19 protein-coding genes are annotated in these 18,706 nt (G+C 37.7%); 9 read left to right on the forward strand and 10 right to left on the reverse strand.

The genetic code is table 11. The features are described 5' to 3' along the window. Positions 1–4: 4 nt before the first annotated feature. Positions 5–1,666: a hypothetical protein gene (locus D0T08_RS11210; RefSeq protein ID WP_116982724.1), complete on the forward strand. Its 1,662-nt coding sequence runs from the start codon at positions 5–7 to the stop codon at positions 1,664–1,666. A 48-nt stretch (positions 1,667–1,714) separates the two neighbouring features. Continuing rightward, positions 1,715–2,269: a DUF255 domain-containing protein gene (locus D0T08_RS11215; protein ID WP_116982725.1), complete on the forward strand. Its 555-nt coding sequence runs from the start codon at positions 1,715–1,717 to the stop codon at positions 2,267–2,269. Positions 2,270–2,340: 71 nt separating this feature from the next. Here D0T08_RS11215 and D0T08_RS11220 read toward each other — a convergent pair whose 3' ends face one another. From D0T08_RS11220 to D0T08_RS11230, 3 genes are all read right to left on the reverse strand, one after another. Continuing rightward, positions 2,341–2,826: a hypothetical protein gene (locus D0T08_RS11220; RefSeq protein WP_116982726.1), complete on the reverse strand. Its 486-nt coding sequence runs from the start codon at positions 2,824–2,826 to the stop codon at positions 2,341–2,343. Positions 2,827–3,461: 635 nt separating this feature from the next. Beyond that, positions 3,462–4,721 carry an MFS transporter gene (locus D0T08_RS11225; RefSeq protein ID WP_116982727.1) on the reverse strand — a complete coding sequence of 420 codons (1,260 nt, stop codon included), beginning with the start codon at positions 4,719–4,721 and terminating at the stop codon, positions 3,462–3,464. Positions 4,722–4,805: 84 nt separating this feature from the next. Beyond that, entirely contained in the window at positions 4,806–5,417 is a 612-nt protein-coding gene (locus D0T08_RS11230) for a DUF1080 domain-containing protein (RefSeq protein WP_116982728.1), read from the reverse strand. A gap of 76 nt (positions 5,418–5,493) precedes the next feature. On the opposite strand from D0T08_RS11230, the gene D0T08_RS11235 reads away from it, so the two are divergent. Next, on the forward strand, positions 5,494–6,237 hold the full coding sequence (locus tag D0T08_RS11235; protein ID WP_147322762.1) for a hypothetical protein: 744 nt from the start codon (positions 5,494–5,496) through the stop codon (positions 6,235–6,237). Here the strand turns inward: D0T08_RS11235 and D0T08_RS11240 are convergent. After that, positions 6,234–6,665, reverse strand: coding sequence for a hypothetical protein (locus D0T08_RS11240; protein ID WP_116982730.1), 432 nt, complete (start codon positions 6,663–6,665; stop codon positions 6,234–6,236). The genes D0T08_RS11235 and D0T08_RS11240 overlap by 4 nt on opposite strands. Next, positions 6,665–6,916 (reverse strand): hypothetical protein, encoded by a 252-nt coding sequence (locus D0T08_RS11245; protein ID WP_116982731.1) that lies wholly within the window; start codon positions 6,914–6,916, stop codon positions 6,665–6,667. The genes D0T08_RS11240 and D0T08_RS11245 overlap by 1 nt, the downstream gene beginning before the upstream one ends. Positions 6,917–7,050: 134 nt before the next feature. Between D0T08_RS11245 and D0T08_RS11250 the strand changes: the two genes are divergently transcribed. After that, positions 7,051–7,506 (forward strand): nuclear transport factor 2 family protein, encoded by a 456-nt coding sequence (locus D0T08_RS11250; RefSeq protein WP_116982732.1) that lies wholly within the window; start codon positions 7,051–7,053, stop codon positions 7,504–7,506. 43 nt (positions 7,507–7,549) lie between these two features. After that, entirely contained in the window at positions 7,550–8,449 is a 900-nt protein-coding gene (locus tag D0T08_RS11255) for an SMP-30/gluconolactonase/LRE family protein (RefSeq protein WP_116982733.1), read from the forward strand. 5 nt (positions 8,450–8,454) lie between these two features. Here the strand turns inward: D0T08_RS11255 and D0T08_RS11260 are convergent, their stop codons facing one another. Beyond that, complete coding sequence (locus D0T08_RS11260) at positions 8,455–9,144, reverse strand: acetoacetate decarboxylase family protein (protein WP_116982734.1); 690 nt, start codon at positions 9,142–9,144, stop codon at positions 8,455–8,457. A gap of 3 nt (positions 9,145–9,147) precedes the next feature. After that, a complete protein-coding gene (locus D0T08_RS11265) occupies positions 9,148–9,708 on the reverse strand; it encodes an NADPH-dependent FMN reductase (RefSeq protein ID WP_116982735.1) in 561 nt (186 codons plus the stop codon). A gap of 102 nt (positions 9,709–9,810) precedes the next feature. On the opposite strand from D0T08_RS11265, the gene D0T08_RS11270 reads away from it, so the two are divergent. From D0T08_RS11270 to D0T08_RS11280, 3 genes are all read left to right on the forward strand, one after another. After that, on the forward strand, positions 9,811–10,527 hold the full coding sequence (locus tag D0T08_RS11270; protein ID WP_116982736.1) for a DNA alkylation repair protein: 717 nt from the start codon (positions 9,811–9,813) through the stop codon (positions 10,525–10,527). Between the two features lie 182 nt (positions 10,528–10,709). Continuing rightward, positions 10,710–11,453 (forward strand): hypothetical protein, encoded by a 744-nt coding sequence (locus D0T08_RS11275; RefSeq protein WP_116982737.1) that lies wholly within the window; start codon positions 10,710–10,712, stop codon positions 11,451–11,453. Positions 11,454–11,572: 119 nt separating this feature from the next. After that, complete coding sequence (locus tag D0T08_RS11280) at positions 11,573–12,835, forward strand: aminotransferase class V-fold PLP-dependent enzyme (RefSeq protein ID WP_116982738.1); 1,263 nt, start codon at positions 11,573–11,575, stop codon at positions 12,833–12,835. A gap of 62 nt (positions 12,836–12,897) precedes the next feature. Here the strand turns inward: D0T08_RS11280 and D0T08_RS11285 are convergent, their stop codons facing one another. Further along, positions 12,898–14,151 (reverse strand): DUF937 domain-containing protein, encoded by a 1,254-nt coding sequence (locus D0T08_RS11285; RefSeq protein ID WP_116982739.1) that lies wholly within the window; start codon positions 14,149–14,151, stop codon positions 12,898–12,900. 327 nt (positions 14,152–14,478) lie between these two features. On the opposite strand from D0T08_RS11285, the gene D0T08_RS11295 reads away from it, so the two are divergent. Then, positions 14,479–14,784 (forward strand): isoamylase early set domain-containing protein, encoded by a 306-nt coding sequence (locus tag D0T08_RS11295; RefSeq protein WP_116982741.1) that lies wholly within the window; start codon positions 14,479–14,481, stop codon positions 14,782–14,784. Between the two features lie 54 nt (positions 14,785–14,838). Here D0T08_RS11295 and D0T08_RS11300 read toward each other — a convergent pair whose 3' ends face one another. Then, positions 14,839–15,132 carry a Dabb family protein gene (locus D0T08_RS11300; RefSeq protein WP_116982742.1) on the reverse strand — a complete coding sequence of 98 codons (294 nt, stop codon included), beginning with the start codon at positions 15,130–15,132 and terminating at the stop codon, positions 14,839–14,841. Positions 15,133–15,229: 97 nt separating this feature from the next. Further along, positions 15,230–18,670 (reverse strand): ThuA domain-containing protein, encoded by a 3,441-nt coding sequence (locus tag D0T08_RS11305; protein ID WP_116982743.1) that lies wholly within the window; start codon positions 18,668–18,670, stop codon positions 15,230–15,232. Between the last annotated feature and the right edge of the window lie 36 nt (positions 18,671–18,706).

Here is an 18,706-nt window from a genome sequence, read left to right on the forward strand (position 1 = left end):
TAAAATGAGCAAAAACCTACATGATTTATCAGATGACGAGTTTGATGACCTTTTCAGAGATTCTGCTGAAAAGTCTGACATCGGCTTCGAACCTGATGCATGGAACAAAATGAGTCAAAAACTTGATGCGGCTTCTTTGCCTCCATCAAGTCAGGGTAAAGGAGGCAATCCACTGACGAAGTGGGGTTTGCCTGCAGTAGTTGTGTTGTTACTGCTGATTACAGGAACTTATTTCTTTTTAAGAAAACCATCAGACGCAGTAACGAAAATAAAAGGAGATACTAAAGAAAATCCGGTAAAGCAAACAGATAAGGTCGTAGAAAAAGATGTAGCAACACACAAAGTAGATACAGAGAACCCCGAAAATGCCAAAGAAACTACTATACAAAATGATACAGATAAAGTAGTTGCTCCAGATAGTAAGGAAAGCACTAAAAAGGCCAATGAAACATTAAAATCTACTGATAATACAACCGCTAAAGCGGAAAAAGTTGTTTCTCTGAAAGCTAAGCAAATGCAAGAGAATAGCAAGACAGATATAGCTGCAAAAGCAAATGTAACCAGGCAAGAAGAGACTCACCCTCTGGGAAGTGAAAGAAGAACAAAAATTATATCATCAGATAAAAAAACTACCGAAAATACTAAAACTAATGGTTATAAAGTAAATAAAAAATCCTCTGATGGGTCTACTCCTGCAAATGAAACAAATGCAGTAATTGCTAAAGATAGAATTGAAGCAAAATCTCAATTACCTATAATATCAGAGAAAGAAGAGAATAATAGTATAGGCAAAACTAACAAGCAACCATCTGCATTAAGAGACACAAGAACTGCCAATAATCAAAAAGCGGATGAAATCAACTCTTCCAATACTGTTAATAATGATTTGAAAACCGTGGTTCAAAGTCGGGCTTCAACAATAGATTCAGCCGCTACAATTGAAAAAACGCAATGGGCATCTGTGAATGCACTGTCACCAGTCATACATTTGTATGATATAGGCTTGAAACTGCCAGATGTTCAATTTGAATCGCCTGATCTTGCACCTGTAATAATGCCAAGGACAAATACTGCATTTAAAAGAGGATTAAATATACGTTTAGCTATATCTCCAGATTTGAGCTTTATTCCTTCAAACAAAATATTTAAAGTAGGTAATAACTGGGCGGCTATTCTGGAATATCGTTTTAATAATCGCATGAGCATCCAAACAGGTGTCATTCGTTCGATGAAGTACTATGGTGCATTGCCAAGCCAATATGAATGGAACGCTTACTGGACAATGCCATCGCCTCTGAAAGACATTGATGCAACCTGTAAAATGCTCGATATTCCGCTTAATTTGAGATATGATATTTCACAAAAACCCAATAGTCGCTGGTTTGTAAGTGGTGGATTTACCAGTTATATAATGTTAAAGGAAGTATATCGTTATAACTATGAAAATCCTTATGACCCGAATATTAAGCGCAAAAGTTGGGAGGGCAAAACCGGAGCGTATCCATTTAGCGTACTAAACCTGTCAGTCGGATACGAAAGACAACTTTTCAGACGTTTAACTTTCCAGGCAGAACCCTTTTATAAAGCACCTTTAGGAAAAGTAGGTTATGGAAAAGTTCGTTTAGCTACAGCTGGTATATTTTTCTCTGTAAAATATCCTTTTTAAACCGTGAGTTGGTATATTAATTGCTATTTTTGATTAAAAAATCATATTATGAAAAATATTCTCTTATTAATAATATTTATTGCAGGAACTTATACCACGTTTGCTCAGGAAAGCAACGCATCTAAGGCAACAAAAGAAATACAGTGGATAAGTCTGCAGGAGGCCTACAATCGCACCCAGAAAGAGCCGCGTAAAACTATCATTGATGTCTATACGGCATGGTGTGGCTGGTGTAAAGTGATGGATAGAGAAACTTACACTAACCCAGATGTAATTGATTACCTGAACAAAAACTATTACATGGTAAAGTTGGACGCGGAAACACGTCAGGAAATAGTAGTAGGAGGCGTGAAGTACGGGTTTGACGAGAAAAGTAATACTAATCAAGCAGCAATTGCCTTACTTCAGGGTAAACTGAGTTATCCGACAACGGTCTTCTTAGATGCCCAATACAATATGATTCAGCCTTTACCTGGTTACCTCGACGCAAAGGCGTTTCATCAGATTATCACTTTTATTGGTGGCGATAGTTACAAAAAAGAGTCATTCGAGCAGTACAAAGAAGGTACTTATAAAGAAGCCTTCAAAGTTACTAAGTTATAACTACTTAATAAAAAGCAGGAAAGTAATGATGATACTACCAATTAGTTCCTAATATGAGAATATTTAGGAGCTTATCCTATATCTATAGGATTGGTATTAATTTTTAAATTTTCGATACTCCAATCAATACCTTTTATTATGTTTTTGATATCATATTGAAGTAGAAAATTTTCATCTTTTTCCCATTCAATTTTTTGTAAATCTTCATTCGTCATATCAGTAGTAATATTACATCCACAAATCTGTTGTGTGTGTGTTTTTGTGATTTTTGTATACATTCTACCTTTGAAATTAAATTTTTCAATACAAAACGCAGAGATATATTGGTCAGATAAGTCATAAACAATAAAAATCTCTGAACTATCACTCATCACCACACTTTTCCAATGCTTTAGTAACTCATGGAATATTTCTTTTACTGATAGTCTATAATTATTTTCGCTATTCCGTTCAATCTTAAGAAAATCGGCAATATAATAGAAATCGACTTTTTCAACAGATTTTTCAGTTATTACTAAAATATCCGTTGTTTGGAAGTCCAGTAAAAATCTTATCATGATATATTTTTCTTACTCCAGTCAAAGATATTCTGATTGGGATTAAAGTTTGATTCAAGTAAAAATAGAGATTTGGGTTGAGATATACATATGATTTTATTAACAATATCCAGAAAGAGTGGATAAAGTAAAATAAGCGTTTGACGAGAGAGAAAATGCAAATCAGAAAGCCATCGCTTTAGTGCAGCGCAAATTGAGTTATCTGATAACAGTTCTTTTATTGACAATATAACATGATTCTGCCTTTCCGAGGTATCTCAATGAAAAGCATTTCATCAGGTTATTACTATTTTTGGTGGAGATAGCTGCGAAAAAGATTCTTTCAAATAATATAAAGAGGGCACTTATAAAGATGCCCTTAGAGATACTAAATTATAGTCATTAGCTTTATTGTTTTGAGTTCATAGGGTGGGCTGACGTCTTTAAAAGAAGTCAGCTCTTTTTGTTTCATGACTATAATTGATTGCACAAAACTATAAGGGATTCCCTTTTTTGCATAGCGTAAAAATACGCATTCTGTTAGGGGTTTTTACGCAATCTTTACATCGGCTAACTAACAGACTCGATTTTAACACTAAACAAAAATCCCGATAAGGCCTAGGCCTTACCGGGATTGACATAGATTCTCCGCAAAACTATTCTTCTAAGAAATCTAAATCTTTTCCGTGTGTTTCAGGAATAGTCAGAGTTGAGTAGAATCCAATAGCAAAGCAAATTGCTCCCACAATCGCTCCGGCAATAATTACTCCTTGATCAGGCTTAAAGAATTTATAGAGAATGGTCATAATCACTACTGTACCACGCACCATATTCGGCACTGTTGTAGCCGCAGTAGCTCTCAGGTTAGTACCAAACTGTTCGGCTCCTACTGTTACAAACATTGCCCAGTAACCTGTTCCTAGGCCTAACCAGCAACATACGCCATAAAGCATATTCGGGCTTTTGATACCGCCTGAAAACAAGAAGAATAATACACCAACAAGGGCAAAAGCCATCATAGCGGCAATAGCTCTTTTACGTGAGTGAAACAAATGACTGATGAATCCACTCAGGAAATCACCAACTGAAATACCTACATAAGCCCACATAATAGCCAGACCCGGGTCAACTTTTTCAGTAATACCCATTGCCTCACCAAACTCGTTGCTGAAATAGGTGAGAATACCAATGCAAAACCAGGTAGGAAGCCCGATACCAATACATTTCATATATTTTATGAAGCGCTCACCGTTGGTAAAAAATGAAAAGAAATTCCCTCTCTCTACATGCTTCTTCCCTACTACATCTTTATAAATCCCTGACTCTATAACCCCTACTCGAAGTAATAGAAGAGCGACTCCCAAACCACCGCCTATCAGATAAGCAATCGTCCAGTCGCCTGAAAGTTTCACAGTAAATGTAGCCACTACCGCCCCGCATAGACCTATACCAGCTACCAAAGATGTACCAATAGCACGCAGATGCTTAGGTAAAACTTCTGACACCAAAGTAATACCTGCTCCCAACTCTCCTGCCAAACCTACTCCAGCAATAAAACGTAGCCATTTATAGGCCTCCACCTTATCCATAAAACTGATATGAGGGATTAGACCGCAGGCAATATTAGCCAGGGAATAAGTAATAATTGAGCCAAAAAGTACTGATAAGCGACCTTTTTTGTCGCCTAATACACCCCATAAAATTCCTCCAATCAAAAGCCCAATCATCTGAAAGTTAATAATGGTTGTACCTACAGACGAGATTTCTTCTTTGGTAGAAAGACCAAGGCTTTCAAGGCTTTGCACACGCACAATGCCAAACAATTGCAGGTCATAAATGTCAACGAAATAACCAAGGGCAGCAACGATTACAGGAAGGCTAAAAAGATACTGCAAGGTCGTTTTTTCTTGCTTCATAGTGTTTAGGTATTTGATTTAGATTCAGTATTTCCATAAAAATAGGCCGGATAAGCTATCCGGCCTATTTTTACTAAGTATTTCTTAAAGTTCTTTAACAACGATATTTTTCCATCTCACTTTAATTCCACCACCACTGTGAATTTGCAGAGCCAGTATACCGTCTCTTTCTCCAATTTTAGGATCATCCAGTTTAATCATTTCAGTACCATTCAGTATAGTAGTTACTACGTTATCTACTACTCTCACTGTCATAGTATTCCACTCTCCCATTTTCAGGGCTTTGTCTTTTTCAGCTTCTGGTTTAATAATCCAACCACGGCCATGAGACTCATAAATACCACCTGTATTGTGTCCCGGAGGAGCTACTTCTGCCTGCCAGCCTGTAATGGTAGTTCCGGCAATTGAAGAATGAAAAAACACACCACTGTTACCGTTTGCTTCTTGTTTGAAATCAAGTGTCAGCTCAAAATTTTTGAATTTCTTCTCAGTACCTAAATAACCATATTGTTTGTCAGGACCGCTTTCGCAAACCAATATACCATCTTCAACATACCATTTTTCAGTACCGTATACCACCCATCCGGACAGGTCTTTACCATTGAAAAGTTTTTCTCCTTTTTTGTTCTTTTGAGCAAAGCTCAGGGTAGAAATTAATAAAAAAGTAATAGTTAGGAAACGAAGTTTTGTGTTCATTTTGAATAGAGTTTATTTACTCTTACAAAGAAAAGATAAATTTCTTATCTTGCATCACCAAGCAAAAACTATTTGTATGATAAACCGAATATTCAGCGTTTTTCTTTTGTCATTTTCTCTTTTTAGCTCCTTTTCTTTTGCGCAAAACTCTCTGTCGAAAGAAACTTTTGATGGTTTAATCAATAACAAAATACCTATCTTAATGACCCTTACTTTCGATGATAACCTTATCTACGGAACGTTAGTCTATAAAAGAGTAGGACAAGCCATTAAAGTAGTAGGTTCTTTAGAAAATGGTAATGTATTATTGCATGAGTTCGATTCAAAATCGGAAGTAACAGGGATTTATTACGGCACAAGGAAAGGCGATGAGATTACAGGCTTCTGGTCGAAACCTAATAGCGATAAAGAAATGAGTTTTAGTCTGAAAAAAACTTCGGACATAAAAATAGAATCTACACCTATTAATACTACAGGAACTTATGCCTATAGCTTTGGTAAAGAAGCAGGAACGGGAAGCATATACGTAAATCAGATTAGTAAGGATAAAATCATAGTTGAGATGCAAGCCATCAGGGGTGCCCCGAGTTACAATCAGGCCATTATTGAGAAAACTACCCTTAAACTGAATGGTAACCAGGCCCTTTATGAAAATAATGAGTTTGGAAAATGTAAACTCAAAATCATTTTCTTTGAGGGCGGTGCTACCATTGTCTATCAGGATGAAGCCTTTGAATGTGGATTTGGTAATGCGGCTACAGTAGCGGGAAATTATCTGAAATACGATAGCAAAGTGCCAAAGTTTGAAAAGCAGGATTAAACGACCAATTCCTGAGTTTCGGTCATACTGATTCTCTCTTGCTCATCAGCCTCGATATTATTTGTAATAATAAAAGGGCAAACGGCGCAAGCTTTATCACCGGATTGATAAAACCATCGACAATTAGAACGAATACTACAGGTGGGAAGATGAGCAAAGCCGTCAAAACCCTGATTCATATTAAGTACCCTGTCGATAACTGTACAGCGCGATCCATCCCATTGCCTACATCCACCTTCCACACATTTATTTGTAAATCTGAAGCGTTTTTCGGGTGTATTGCCTTGATGGGCAATGGCAACAAATTCATTAGTGACATCAATTTTCTGAGGCAATAAACTGACAAAACCCTCTTGATTGACAATACCAATGACTGCCGCCCCAGTTTCACAAGTGGCACTGGGGCAGGCTTTGTCAAGCGATTTCATCAGCCGTATCGGTTTACGATGTCGAAAGTTTTAGACACCTCAATGGCACGGAAATCTTTAAAACGGCGAAGCCAGATTCCCAGCCATTCAGGATTGATTTTCAACATATCTTTTTTCCCGATGGCAGCGGAGTGGTCAATACCGGCAACGTGCTTGGACACTACCGCATTGAGTTCTTTTTGCAAGGCTGATTTTTGTTCTTTCGATAACTCAATGTTCTCAAGAACGACATTAAATTTTGTAGAAGGCATGGCTATAAAGTTTTGTAAAACATTATGGCTCAAAGGTAGGTAAGATAAACTTTGCTTTTTAGCGTAAAAAGTCGTGAATCATAGCGTAGAAATACTTAATTTCTTTATATTTCAATCAATAAACCAAATAACCAATGAAAAAACTATTTACACTCTTATTCCTGGTAATCTCAATATCCGCTTTTGCTCAGACAGACGAAGAGCAAATCAAAGCCAGTATTAATCAGGTTTTTGATGGGATGCGTAAAAATGACACTACGCTTATCAGACAAGTGCTATACCCTTCATGCTTTCTGAAATCAATCGGAAAAAATAAAGACGGTGTAGTAAAACTACAGGAAGACCAGATTATTGACTGGCTGAAATCGGTAGGTACTAAACGTGATGGTGTAGTGCTTGACGAAAGATTAACTTCTTATGATATAAAAATAGATGGCGAAATGGCTATGGCCTGGACACCCTATGAATTTTACGTGAACGATAAATTCAATCATTGCGGGGTTGATGTATTTACGATGATGAAAACTGATAAGGGTTGGAAAATTGTAGGTATTGTTGATACCCGTCGTAAAGACAATTGCAAGAAATAATAATATCCAGTGTTCGTTGTTTATAGAACTATCAAATTCTGCCATGAAAAAGACAGCCCTTATTGTAGTAATGTTGTTGAATGCTACTTGCATTTTTGCTCAAAAAAATATCTTTATTGCTTCCGATCTGACCAAAGAGGGAGAATTCACCAATAATTGCGAAGGTCCATCAGTTGACAAAGACGGAAATATTTATGCTGTAAATATCAATCAGGATGGTACTATTGCCAAAATTAGTTCTGATGGAAAAACAGCTATTTTCCTGACTTTACCCAATGGCAGTGTAGGCAACGGGATACGTTTTGGGGCAGAAAACACTTTTTTCGTGGCAGATTACACACAACACAATGTACTAAAGGTAAATTTGAAAACCAAACAGGTAAGTGTGCTGGCGCACGTACCATCCATGAATCAGCCCAATGACCTGGCTATTATGAACAATGGAACTATCTTTTGCAGCGACCCTAACTGGAAAGAAAGCACGGGACAAATCTGGAAAGTAACCCAGGATGGTAAGGCTGAGTTACTGGTAAAGGATATGGGTACAACGAATGGTATTGAGGTAAGCCCTGACGAGAAAACATTGTATGTCAATGAGTCGGTACAGAAAAACGTTTGGGCTTTTGATATTACCCCGCAAGGTGCATTAACTAACAAACGTCTGCTGATAAAATTTGAAGATGGCGGTATGGATGGTATGCGCTGCGATGATGAGGGAAATCTGTATATTACCCGCCACGGACTTGGGATAATAGATATTGTTTCTCCGCAAGGTAAAGTTATCCAGACCGTGAAAATGAAAGGCAAGCTGACCTCCAATATCTGTTTTGGCGGTAAAGATGGCAAAACTTGTTATGTAACGCTACAAGACCGTAAATGTCTGGAAACTTTCCGAAGTAACAATCCAGGTAGAGAGTGGCATATGATGAAAAAGTTTAAGTAATATATCTACCTCTTCTTAAAGTAATCGTTTATCACCTTTGGAAAAGGAAAGGTCATTTTAAAATTTTTAATAGATACTATAGCCAGTAATTTTGCTTGTGAAATATCAGGGAAATACTGGCTATTTACTTTTATACCTGATAGTTTAGCAAATGATGCTTTGCCATTCGTAGATAAATGAGTAATAAGTAAATCGTTGTGAAGCTTTTGAGCTAGTTTCAATGGGAAGAACTTTGTGGTAACTGGAAAATTGAAATCGCCTTTTTTCAAACGAGCCTTAAAGAATACCTCATTATTAGTTTTTACTTCTATAATTTCTTCTCGTTCACTGATTTTTTGAATGTTGAAATCGGCCAATTCCTTTGGTATTCCCCAGTTCTCTCTTCCATTCCAGACACTATTATAAGATGAGACATAAATTTTCGATACTCCCCACGTTTTGATTGAAGCTTTGCTGAAATCGAATTTTCCGGGTACAAATAGCAGTTCTCTATAAGGTCCAACATTAGAAGTTGTATAGTCTAGAAACATGACTGTACCCAAACCTAAAAGTCCATGCTTATATGCACTTTTCTGAAAATCATCCAAAAAACCCTGTTCCTGCACAAATACTTTCGAAAAACGAAACAGAAAGACGTATCCGTTTCCCGTTAATTTCCAGGGTGGTGGCGCAATTTGTGTGGGTCCAAGGCTCATATTTTAAAAGGCAATCAGTTCTTTGGCTTGTCTTTCAAGAAATCTCTTATAAATATTGCAAACATGTTGCGCTTTAGCATCATTCGGGTCTCTTGGGTTAAAATCTTCCCCATCAAAATGTTCCCAGATTCTCCCTAGTTTGATACGTAAGCCCATTACATCTGTTTCCATATAACTCAATATATCATTCAGATGCCCTAAACCAGCAACATTACCCTGAACACCTGAAGATACACCCACTAAAGCTGCTTTTTTATAGTGAAAACTATCAGGATATCGCAACCCATCAAGAAAGGTTTTTAAAACACCCGGAAAAGAACCATTGTATTCTGGTACAACAAAAACGAATTTATGTGTAGTGTCTACAATAGTCTGAAACTCATTAAATAAATCGTTCTTGCCATAATTATGGTAAAGAGCTGAAAAAGCAAAGTCTTCCGGCAAAGTAGCCAAATCTATCAGCTGGCTTTTTGCCCCTAACGATTCTAACAATTTCTGATAATATATACCGACTTTTCTTGAAGCTGAATTAGGACGATTGGTACCAATGATTACTCCGATCATTTTAGAGAAAATTAATTAAAAAAGGGTAAAGATTAATACCTCCCCACAGATTGTATTCTATCTTATTATTATCTTTAACAAAAATAACTCTAAATCGTTTCAATGAACGAACTCATTTCAGAATTACAGGCAATTGCCACCCCCGAACGGGCTAAAGCATCTGCCTGGTTTTTCAAAACAGGAAAAGGACAATATGGAGAAGGTGATGTTTTTATTGGTATAACAACGCCAGATCTCCGTGCCATTTGTAAGAAATACGGTTCATTATCTTTGGAAAATTTACAGGTTTTGCTCAACGACCCTATTCATGAATATCGTATGGCTGCTCTAATGATTCTGGTGAATCAAATGAAAAAAGCTAAAGGAGATGCCCAGAAAAGTATTTATGACTTTTATCTGAAGAATACCAAGCAAATCAATAATTGGGATTTGGTCGATGCTTCGGCTCGTGATATTGTAGGGTATTATTTATTCGACAAAGACCGGCAGATATTATATGATATGGCTCACACCAATCATCTCTGGACGCAACGTATAGCCATTATTGCCAGTTGGTATTTCATTAATAAAAATCAATACGAAGACACTTTCCGGATTGCTGAAATTCTGCTTTCGCATAAACATGATTTAATTCATAAAGCGGTCGGCTGGATGCTTCGGGAGATATGGAAAAGAGAAGAGGCCGGTGGCATAGAAGCCAAGCAAGTAGAGCAGTTTTTAAAGAAAAATATCAGTAGGATACCAAGAACGGCACTTCGGTACAGTCTCGAGAAAATGACTGAGGAGCGGAGGAAGTATTTTATGACATTACGTCCCTAGCCATTCGGCGAATCGTCCCTGAAGGTGGATAATTTAAAAATATTCATTATATTTCCATCTGAGATATCCCTTGAACCTAATGAGGCATTTTACAAAGCACTAAGATTGTACTCATCTTATACTCCTTCAAACAGTTTAATGAAAACAACTCTTTAAATTACAGAGAATAATATTATTTAACCATGATAAAGGAGTTTTTTGAAGAAATTGAAGCATCAGACGATTTTTTGAATCAACTGGACAGACAGATAAAGCCACAAATAGAGGCTTATTTTGACTATATATTTAACCATGACGAAATAAGACTTCAATTGAAATACAATGGTTTTGAGACAATTCAGAAAAGAGATAGTGATAAAAAATATATAATCAGGTATGAGGGGAATATATCTAAAATTACTGTAGGAGTGTACTTTGGCACAAAGCAAATATGTTTTCCCATTGGAATTGCTTGGATAGACCCTTATTATAGATTTGAAATAAAGCCGAAGGAATACTTAAAAAGTGAGCCCATACTTTTTTGGATTATGGTTCCCTTTAATATTAATTTTTTAGAGGATATGAAAAAAATTATCCGAAGTTCAAAAACCAAGAAGTATGACTTTGGAAAGTTTAAATATGCTTTAAATATAAGCTCTTTAGGGATTGATATAACTATGAGTATCCAGACAATAGATGATAATTATGAAATACTTACGCGTGAATTATCGTCAATCATGAGCGAATGGAATACAAATGCCGAAAATAATATAACTGGATATAAAGGCCTCATTCATTATGCAGAATTGGAAAGAGGACCGATTCCGATGTTAGCTATAGCGAAGATAAATTTAGGCACAGCAGAAATGGATGGCCTGAAATTTATCCTGAAGAAAATCAACAAATTAGAGATTAGTCTTACTAAAGTTGAAATAGCAAGCATGTAAAGAAGGTTTTCAAAGTTTTAATAAGTAAATTGCTAAATTAAACTCCGTACAACTTAGAGTATTTTACTCTGTGTTACCCAGTGGTTAAAATTTTTAATAGCAACAATCTTTTCCCATCAATGAACAAACGTCAGTTTATTAAGACCATTGCTGCTACTGGCTTGGCTGTTCCTGCTTTTGGGGAGGGCTTTGAGAAAGCCTTAGCTAAAGTTCAAATACAAACCCCGGAAGAAACCGCAGAGAATGAGGAATTCTGGGCAGAGGTTAGGAGAGGTTATAAAATCAAGCCCGATTATGTGAATCTCGAAAACGGCTACTATTGTTTTACTCCTCAGGAAACCTTGCAGAATTATATCAGGCATGTGCAGGATATTAACTTTCAGGGGTCTTATTATATGCGCACCCGACAATTTGATGATAAGGCTGAAATCAGAAAGAAACTGGCTGCCTTAGCTGGTTGTTCACATGAAGAACTAATAGTTACCCGGAATACGACAGAATCATTAGATACTGTGATTGCCGGGATAGACTGGAAAGCAGGCGACGAAGCCGTAATGGCCGAACAGGATTATGGTGCGATGCTCGATATGTTTAAGTTACAAGCCCGCCGATATGGCATTATAAACAAGATTGTCTCTGTACCGAATCACCCCGCTTCTGATGAGGAAGTAGTTTCAATTTATGAAAAAGCCATCACACCTAAAACAAGATTGCTAATGGTTTGCCATATGATTAATATTACGGGGCATATCCTGCCTATCAGAAAAATATGCGATATGGCGCACAGTAAAGGTGTTGAGGTAATGGTTGATGGAGCACATGCATTTGCACATATCAACTATAAAATCAGTGATTTGGGTTGTGATTATTATGGAAGCAGTTTGCATAAATGGTTGAGTGTGCCGCTAGGCACCGGAATCTTATATGTAAAGAAAGATAAAATTGCCAAACTCTGGCAGATGTTTGGAGATATGGGTTATAAAGATGATGATATCAGAAAGCTAAATCATACGGGCACTAACCCTGTACACACAGATTTAACCATTGCCGATGCCATTAACTTCTACGAAAAAATTGGTAGGGAACGCAAAGAGGCACGGTTAAGGTATTTGCAGGAGTACTGGACAAAACAGGTGAGAAACCTACCAAATATAGTATTGAATACACCTGCTGACAGTCATCGGGCCTGTGGGATAGCCAATGTAGGTATTGCAACTATGAAACCGACTGACCTTGCGAAGACCTTGTTGGAGCAATATAAGGTATGGACTGTTGCCATTGACTCCCCTACCGTAAAGGGTTGCAGAATTACCCCTAATATCTATACGACAACTGCCGAACTGGATACCTTTGTACTAGCATTGAAAACTTTAGCTACATAAAAAATGCCCACGATTGACTCGTGGGCTTGTAACAATAGCAATCACCAGCAGATACTGATTTTCTATTTTTTTACTTTTACGGTTATTTTTGCGTCAACCTCGCTTACTGTTTTAGATTGTATATCTATCTGACTCTCCCGTACACCTTTTTCCAGTAAAGCTTCACGCAGGGCATAAGCACGGTCTTCACCTAAGGTGCCACCACCGCTTTGTGAACCACCTGCGATGGTAATCTTAGCCTTTGAATTATTCTTCAAAAATCTTACCAAATCGTTTATATCACCCTTACCACTGATTTCAGCGCTACCTTTTCTGAAATTAAGGTTGGGCAGACCAATCCAAGAAGTACTCGTATTTAATGCATTACTGATAGATTCTCCACTGCCTGACGCATTATCTGCAGAGTTCACAGGCTTCTCCTCTATCTTTGGTAATTCTGCTTTCTTATCTGCTACTTTCGTATCTGCAGGCTTAGGTTCGACTTTTTCTACCGGGGTAGTAATAGTCAAAGTATCTTTTGGCACTATATTAAATGAAGTAGTATCAGGTATTACAGTGGCAGTAGAATCAGCCAATGGTAAAGATTGTGGCTGCGAATCCTGCTGTTTTTTGTACTTAAATACATAAAACAGAATAGCAATCAGAACTAAAGCCAATAAAACCCAGGGAATCCAGACCGCAGGACCTCCACCGGAGGCATTCGGGTTTGGATTGGCATCTTTCTCTTTTTCCTTTTTCTTCTCCTTAGCTTGTTCTCTAGCCGATTTTTTATTGACAGGTTCTTCTTTTGTAATCAGTTTATTAATCAAAACAGGTGGCAGGGCTGCCAATACAGCATCTCTCTGCTCATTTAACAACTTCATTAGTCCCGAAACCCCCATACCCTCTCTGGCAATTACTTTACCCAAAGCCCCTAAAACCAAAGGCGTTGCTAAACCTATTAAAGACGAAGCAGAAGTTTTACGAATATTGCTTAAAGCAGAAATAGTCTCAACAATACCATTACTTTTATTACCTAAAAAATGATTAAAGATATTTGTACCAATGGTTATTAATAATTGTGTTTTGTCGAAGTTTCCCAACAGATTAGGTAAATCATCAAGGATTTCTCCTGTGTGCCCACCATCCTTTAATACATCCATCACCTTGCCCGCACTCTCTTCTGTAGTAGTATTCTGTATAATACCCCCAAGTACTGTAGGAACGGCTTTATCTAAAGCAAGGCTGATATTTTCGGGGTGTTCGCCCAAAAAATTGCTAACTTTTTCAATAACTGAATCAGTCAGTTTGTCTTTTATCAGTCCAATAATATTCATACAAATCTTTTTCTCGTGTAGCTAATAATTATTTTTGGGGTACGATCATAACAATTATGTTTTTTACAAAAACTATGCCCAAAATAGAGGCATTTCTAAAAAAAATCATATCCGTTTAATAAGAAAACGAAAAACCAAAGCTGCTATTTTCTGTTATACAAATTATAAATCAAGCATTTTAAAATATTGGCATACAAAGGGCAAAATATTACCATTTAAGAATATTATATGATTTTTTAAAGAATTTTACAATATAAATGACTGATAATCATTCATTTATGATTTTTATAATATAATTTTGTTGCGAAAATCAAAACATGCATAAAAATGGCACTTGTAAAACAATTTTCTAAAACCAAATCAGTTTGTAAAGTTACGTTCACGCTACCTTCAGAAGTTGTTAATGAAGCTAAGAAAGTAGCTCTTGTAGGTGAGTTCAATGAGTGGAACTCAACAGCTACCTTGTTGAAGAAACAAAAAGATGGTCAATATAAAGCTTCAGTAGAACTTCCTATCGGTTCAGAATTCCAATTCCGCTATTTATTGGATGGAACTAACTGGATTAATGATGAAGCTGCTGACAAATATGTGGCTAACGAATTCACTACAGACAACTCGGTAGTTGTATTGTAATTTGAAGAAGAAATTTAAAAGCCCAAACGGTGTCGTTTGGGCTTTTTTTGTATACTACCGAATTGGCTCATAGTCTAGTTCCAGAAAACCTTCTACATTGGCTAACCAGTACTGGTCTACAAATGCCACATGCTCAGGGTGAGAATTATACTTCTCGTACAGGGCTCTATTGGCAAAATCCATAAACAAACCATAATCAAACGAATTATGCGTGCTCGTCTGCCGATAAGTTATAAAATTCTCTACTCCTTCTATTGATGCCAGTTTATTTACTGCATCAAAAAATAACTGCTCTTCCTGAGACCCTATCGGGTGCTTTAGTTTAAATACAACTGAGTGGCGGATCATTTTATTGAGTGATTGATCGATTTAGTGAATTAGTGATTAGTAAATATATAATTCATTACTTAACTATTCAACAATTCACTCTTAATTACTCCTTGCATTAATCAAATTTAAGGGTTTTAAATTTAATTAAGTTATCACTTGGTTTGTCTGGTTTCACTGCTACGATATATAAATCGCGGAAGCCCTCAACAGGTTTATCCAGTTTGCTTTCTACCCACTTCATTTTACCCCAGCCCTCTGTCGGACTAAAGGTAGTTGATGCAAGAATAGGCCCGGCCACTGAATTTTCTCTTACTTCTATCACACCCGATTTATCCAGAGAGGCATATTCAAAGGCAATAGTTTTGATATTGGTCAGGTCTATATTCTTGAATACGAGATAAGCCTTAGAAGCTCCTTGACGAAGTTCGCCCCAGTCAAACACAAAACCAGGGTGTCTGTCAGAATCCATCGCTCTTAGTTGGTGATAACGCAAGCGAGTAACGTCTTCTGATTTTTCCGGTTTTGCGCCTGCTGCGCCATTGTCAACATATGTCGCCTTAACAGTATAATATCCGGTTGTTTTGTTTTCTAAATGCTCTTTTAATGGCAGAATGCCATTTGCTCCGATAGGCTTAAAGTTCTTGTTAGGGTCATTGATGGCCAGAATATACTTCACCATTTCGTCGGCATCCTGAGAAGATATTTGCGGGTGCGCACTCATCACGTGTGTGCTGCCCCAGCTACCACCACCACCATCAATAATTTTCTTCGATAAAGTCCTGATAGTTTTGTTATCTCCACTACCATATTTTTTTGAAATTGCTAAAAATGATGGACCTACCGAAGTTTTATCGATTGTATGGCAAGCTTTGCAATCGCTGGCTTCTATCAGAGTTTTACCTAATGAGCCTAATTCTACTTTAGAATCTGATTTTGCACCACTCACTGGTTGATAAGGGTTCGGATAGTAGTTATACTCTACCTTACGCTTTTTGGCATTGATAACCTTGTCTTCTGCATCATTAATTGATACTGTATATTCAAAAGGTTGGTTATCCCAATAGAAAGACTTGTTTTTCTTTGCATTGATTGCCACTACCGGAACAGCATTGCCTACCCTTACATTCAGTGTATCCGTGCCTGTTCTACCTGCGGCATCCTTAGCCATAAAAACTACTTTATAATTGCCGTTTTTGTCGAAGGTATGCGTATACATAGCTTTATCAGCCGGCAATTTAGCACCATTAATATACCATTCGTAAGTAAGTTTATCATCAAAATCTAAATCTACTCCTCTACCCGCAAAACGTAGTCTTAGCGGGGCTTTGCCTGCCCACTCTTTATACTGAGGCACATCTCTGATTTCGGAAGTAATAAATGATTCTTTATTTTTTCTCACTGCTAAAACCGTATCTACAATACTGGCTATGGCTTGTGGCGCTCTGTTATCGTAATTATACTCAATTTTCACCAAACGGGCATCGGTATTATCAGCGCCATAAACCGAGCCGTATTCCAATACGTACATAATACCTTCTTTGCTGAATGCCAAGTCAATTGGTCGTCTGAAATCGCCTTTCGTTGGCATAAATGGCTCTGTTTTTACGTAGTTCTCATCTTTGTCAAATCTGACTGCCAACATCCAGTTACGCATCCAGTCGAAGATAAACAAGGCACCATCATAATACTTAGGTATCTTGTTCTTAGTACTAGAAGCTTCATTATAGGTATAAAACTGACCTGCCATCGCACTACGCCCACCTGTACCTAATTCAGGGAAATCAGGTGATAAGGCATACGGATACCATAACATAGGCGGTGTAGCTGCAGGTAATTCTTTCAGTCCTGTATTATTAGGTGAGTTGTTGACAGGTTTTTTAGGGTCATAATTAGCGCCAGGTTTTCCGGTTTCAAAATCCCATTCGGCATAGGCGTAGTTGTTACCTACAAAATACGGCCATCCGAAATTGCCCGGCTTTTTAGCCTGATTAAATTCATCATACCCTCTTGGGCCTCTTGGGCTATCTTCTCCGGCATCAGGGCCAATTTCTCCCCAATAGATGGTACCCGTTTGAGGATTGATGGCAATTCTATATGGATTCCGACAACCCATGGCATAAATTTCGGGCTTTGTATTCTCCTTCCCTACTTCAAACATATTTCCTTTTGGAATGGTGTATGTACCGTCTGGTTGTGGGTGAATACGAAGTATCTTACCTTTGAAATCATTGGTATTAGCCGCTGAACGTTGCGCATCCATCGGGTAATATTGTGGGTCGGTACGTTCGTCAATAGGTGCATAGCCATTCGATGGGAACGGTGTAGTACCATCACCAGTCGATAAAATCAGGTTACGGTCTTTATCAAATGCCAGAGAGCCGCCATGATGCGAACCACTATTAATTTGTACAGGTACTTTTAATAAGACTTTTTCAGAAGCTAAATCAATTACATCTTTAGTTGAAATGGTAAACCTTGATAGATTGAAATAAATCGGCTCACCCTCAATAGGCGGAGAATAATATAAATACATCCAACGATTGGTATCAAAATCAGGATCAAGTGTGATACCTATCACACCTGTGCCCCCTTTCATTACGACCGGGAAACGATGAATCAGTTTGAATTTATTGGTTTTGGTATCAAATACTGATAGATTACCTGCTAGTTCGGTCATGTACACCTTTCCGTCGTTAGATACAGCCAATTCCATGGGATTATTCAGGTCGTTCACCAAAACCGTTTTCTCAAATCTGTTTTCTTCCGGCATGGTTACCGAATAGGCTTTAGAATAATCCAGCGGTTTCCCGTCACCCATCGCATAGTTAATACCACCCAGAAGGTGTTTCTGAAATAATGGTTCAGAAAAACTATCATCATTGTGTCCACCTCCGGTAAAGAAAGACCTGCCGCCATCAAATTCATGATACCAGGCAATCGGGTGATTTCCTCCGTTGGTACCACCATCGTAGGTGCTTTCATCCAGATATGCCAAAGGTTTTATGTTGCGGTAGATAGACTTATAATTATACCATTCATCGGTGCGCTCCCATTTATCAGGTAAATGATTGGTTGAGATATGCGATTTATCTGTTACAAGTACTGTGGCCTTTCTAACGTTTGAGTTATTCGGGTGGCTTTCAAAGTATGCTCCTACCAATTGCCCATACCATGGCCATTCGTACTCTGTATCAGCCGCCGAGTGGATACCCACAAAACCACCCCCAGCCTGAATGTACCTTTCAAACGCTGCTTGCTGTGCATTGTTCAGAACGTTCCCGGTAGTTGAATTGAAGATAACGGCATTATACTTTTTAAGATTATCGTCGGTGAAATCATCTGAGTTTTCTGATATATCAACTCCGAAATTATTCTCCTGACCTAATTTTTTTATCCCTTCTTTGCCAAAAGGAATACTTGAGTGTCGCCAGCCTTTGGTTTTAGAAAATACTAAAACTCTTTTTTGCTGGGCTGAAGCACCATGATAAATGAAAGTCGTAAATAGGGTGCAAAGAACCCACAAGCTGAAAGAGAGTCTTTTAGCAGGTTGTTTCATAGTAATAAGGTTAAATAGAAAGAATTCAAATATAAC

Origin of the sequence: Emticicia sp. C21 (genome assembly GCF_003418935.1) — a bacterium.
Lineage (GTDB): Bacteria > Bacteroidota > Bacteroidia > Cytophagales > Spirosomataceae > Emticicia.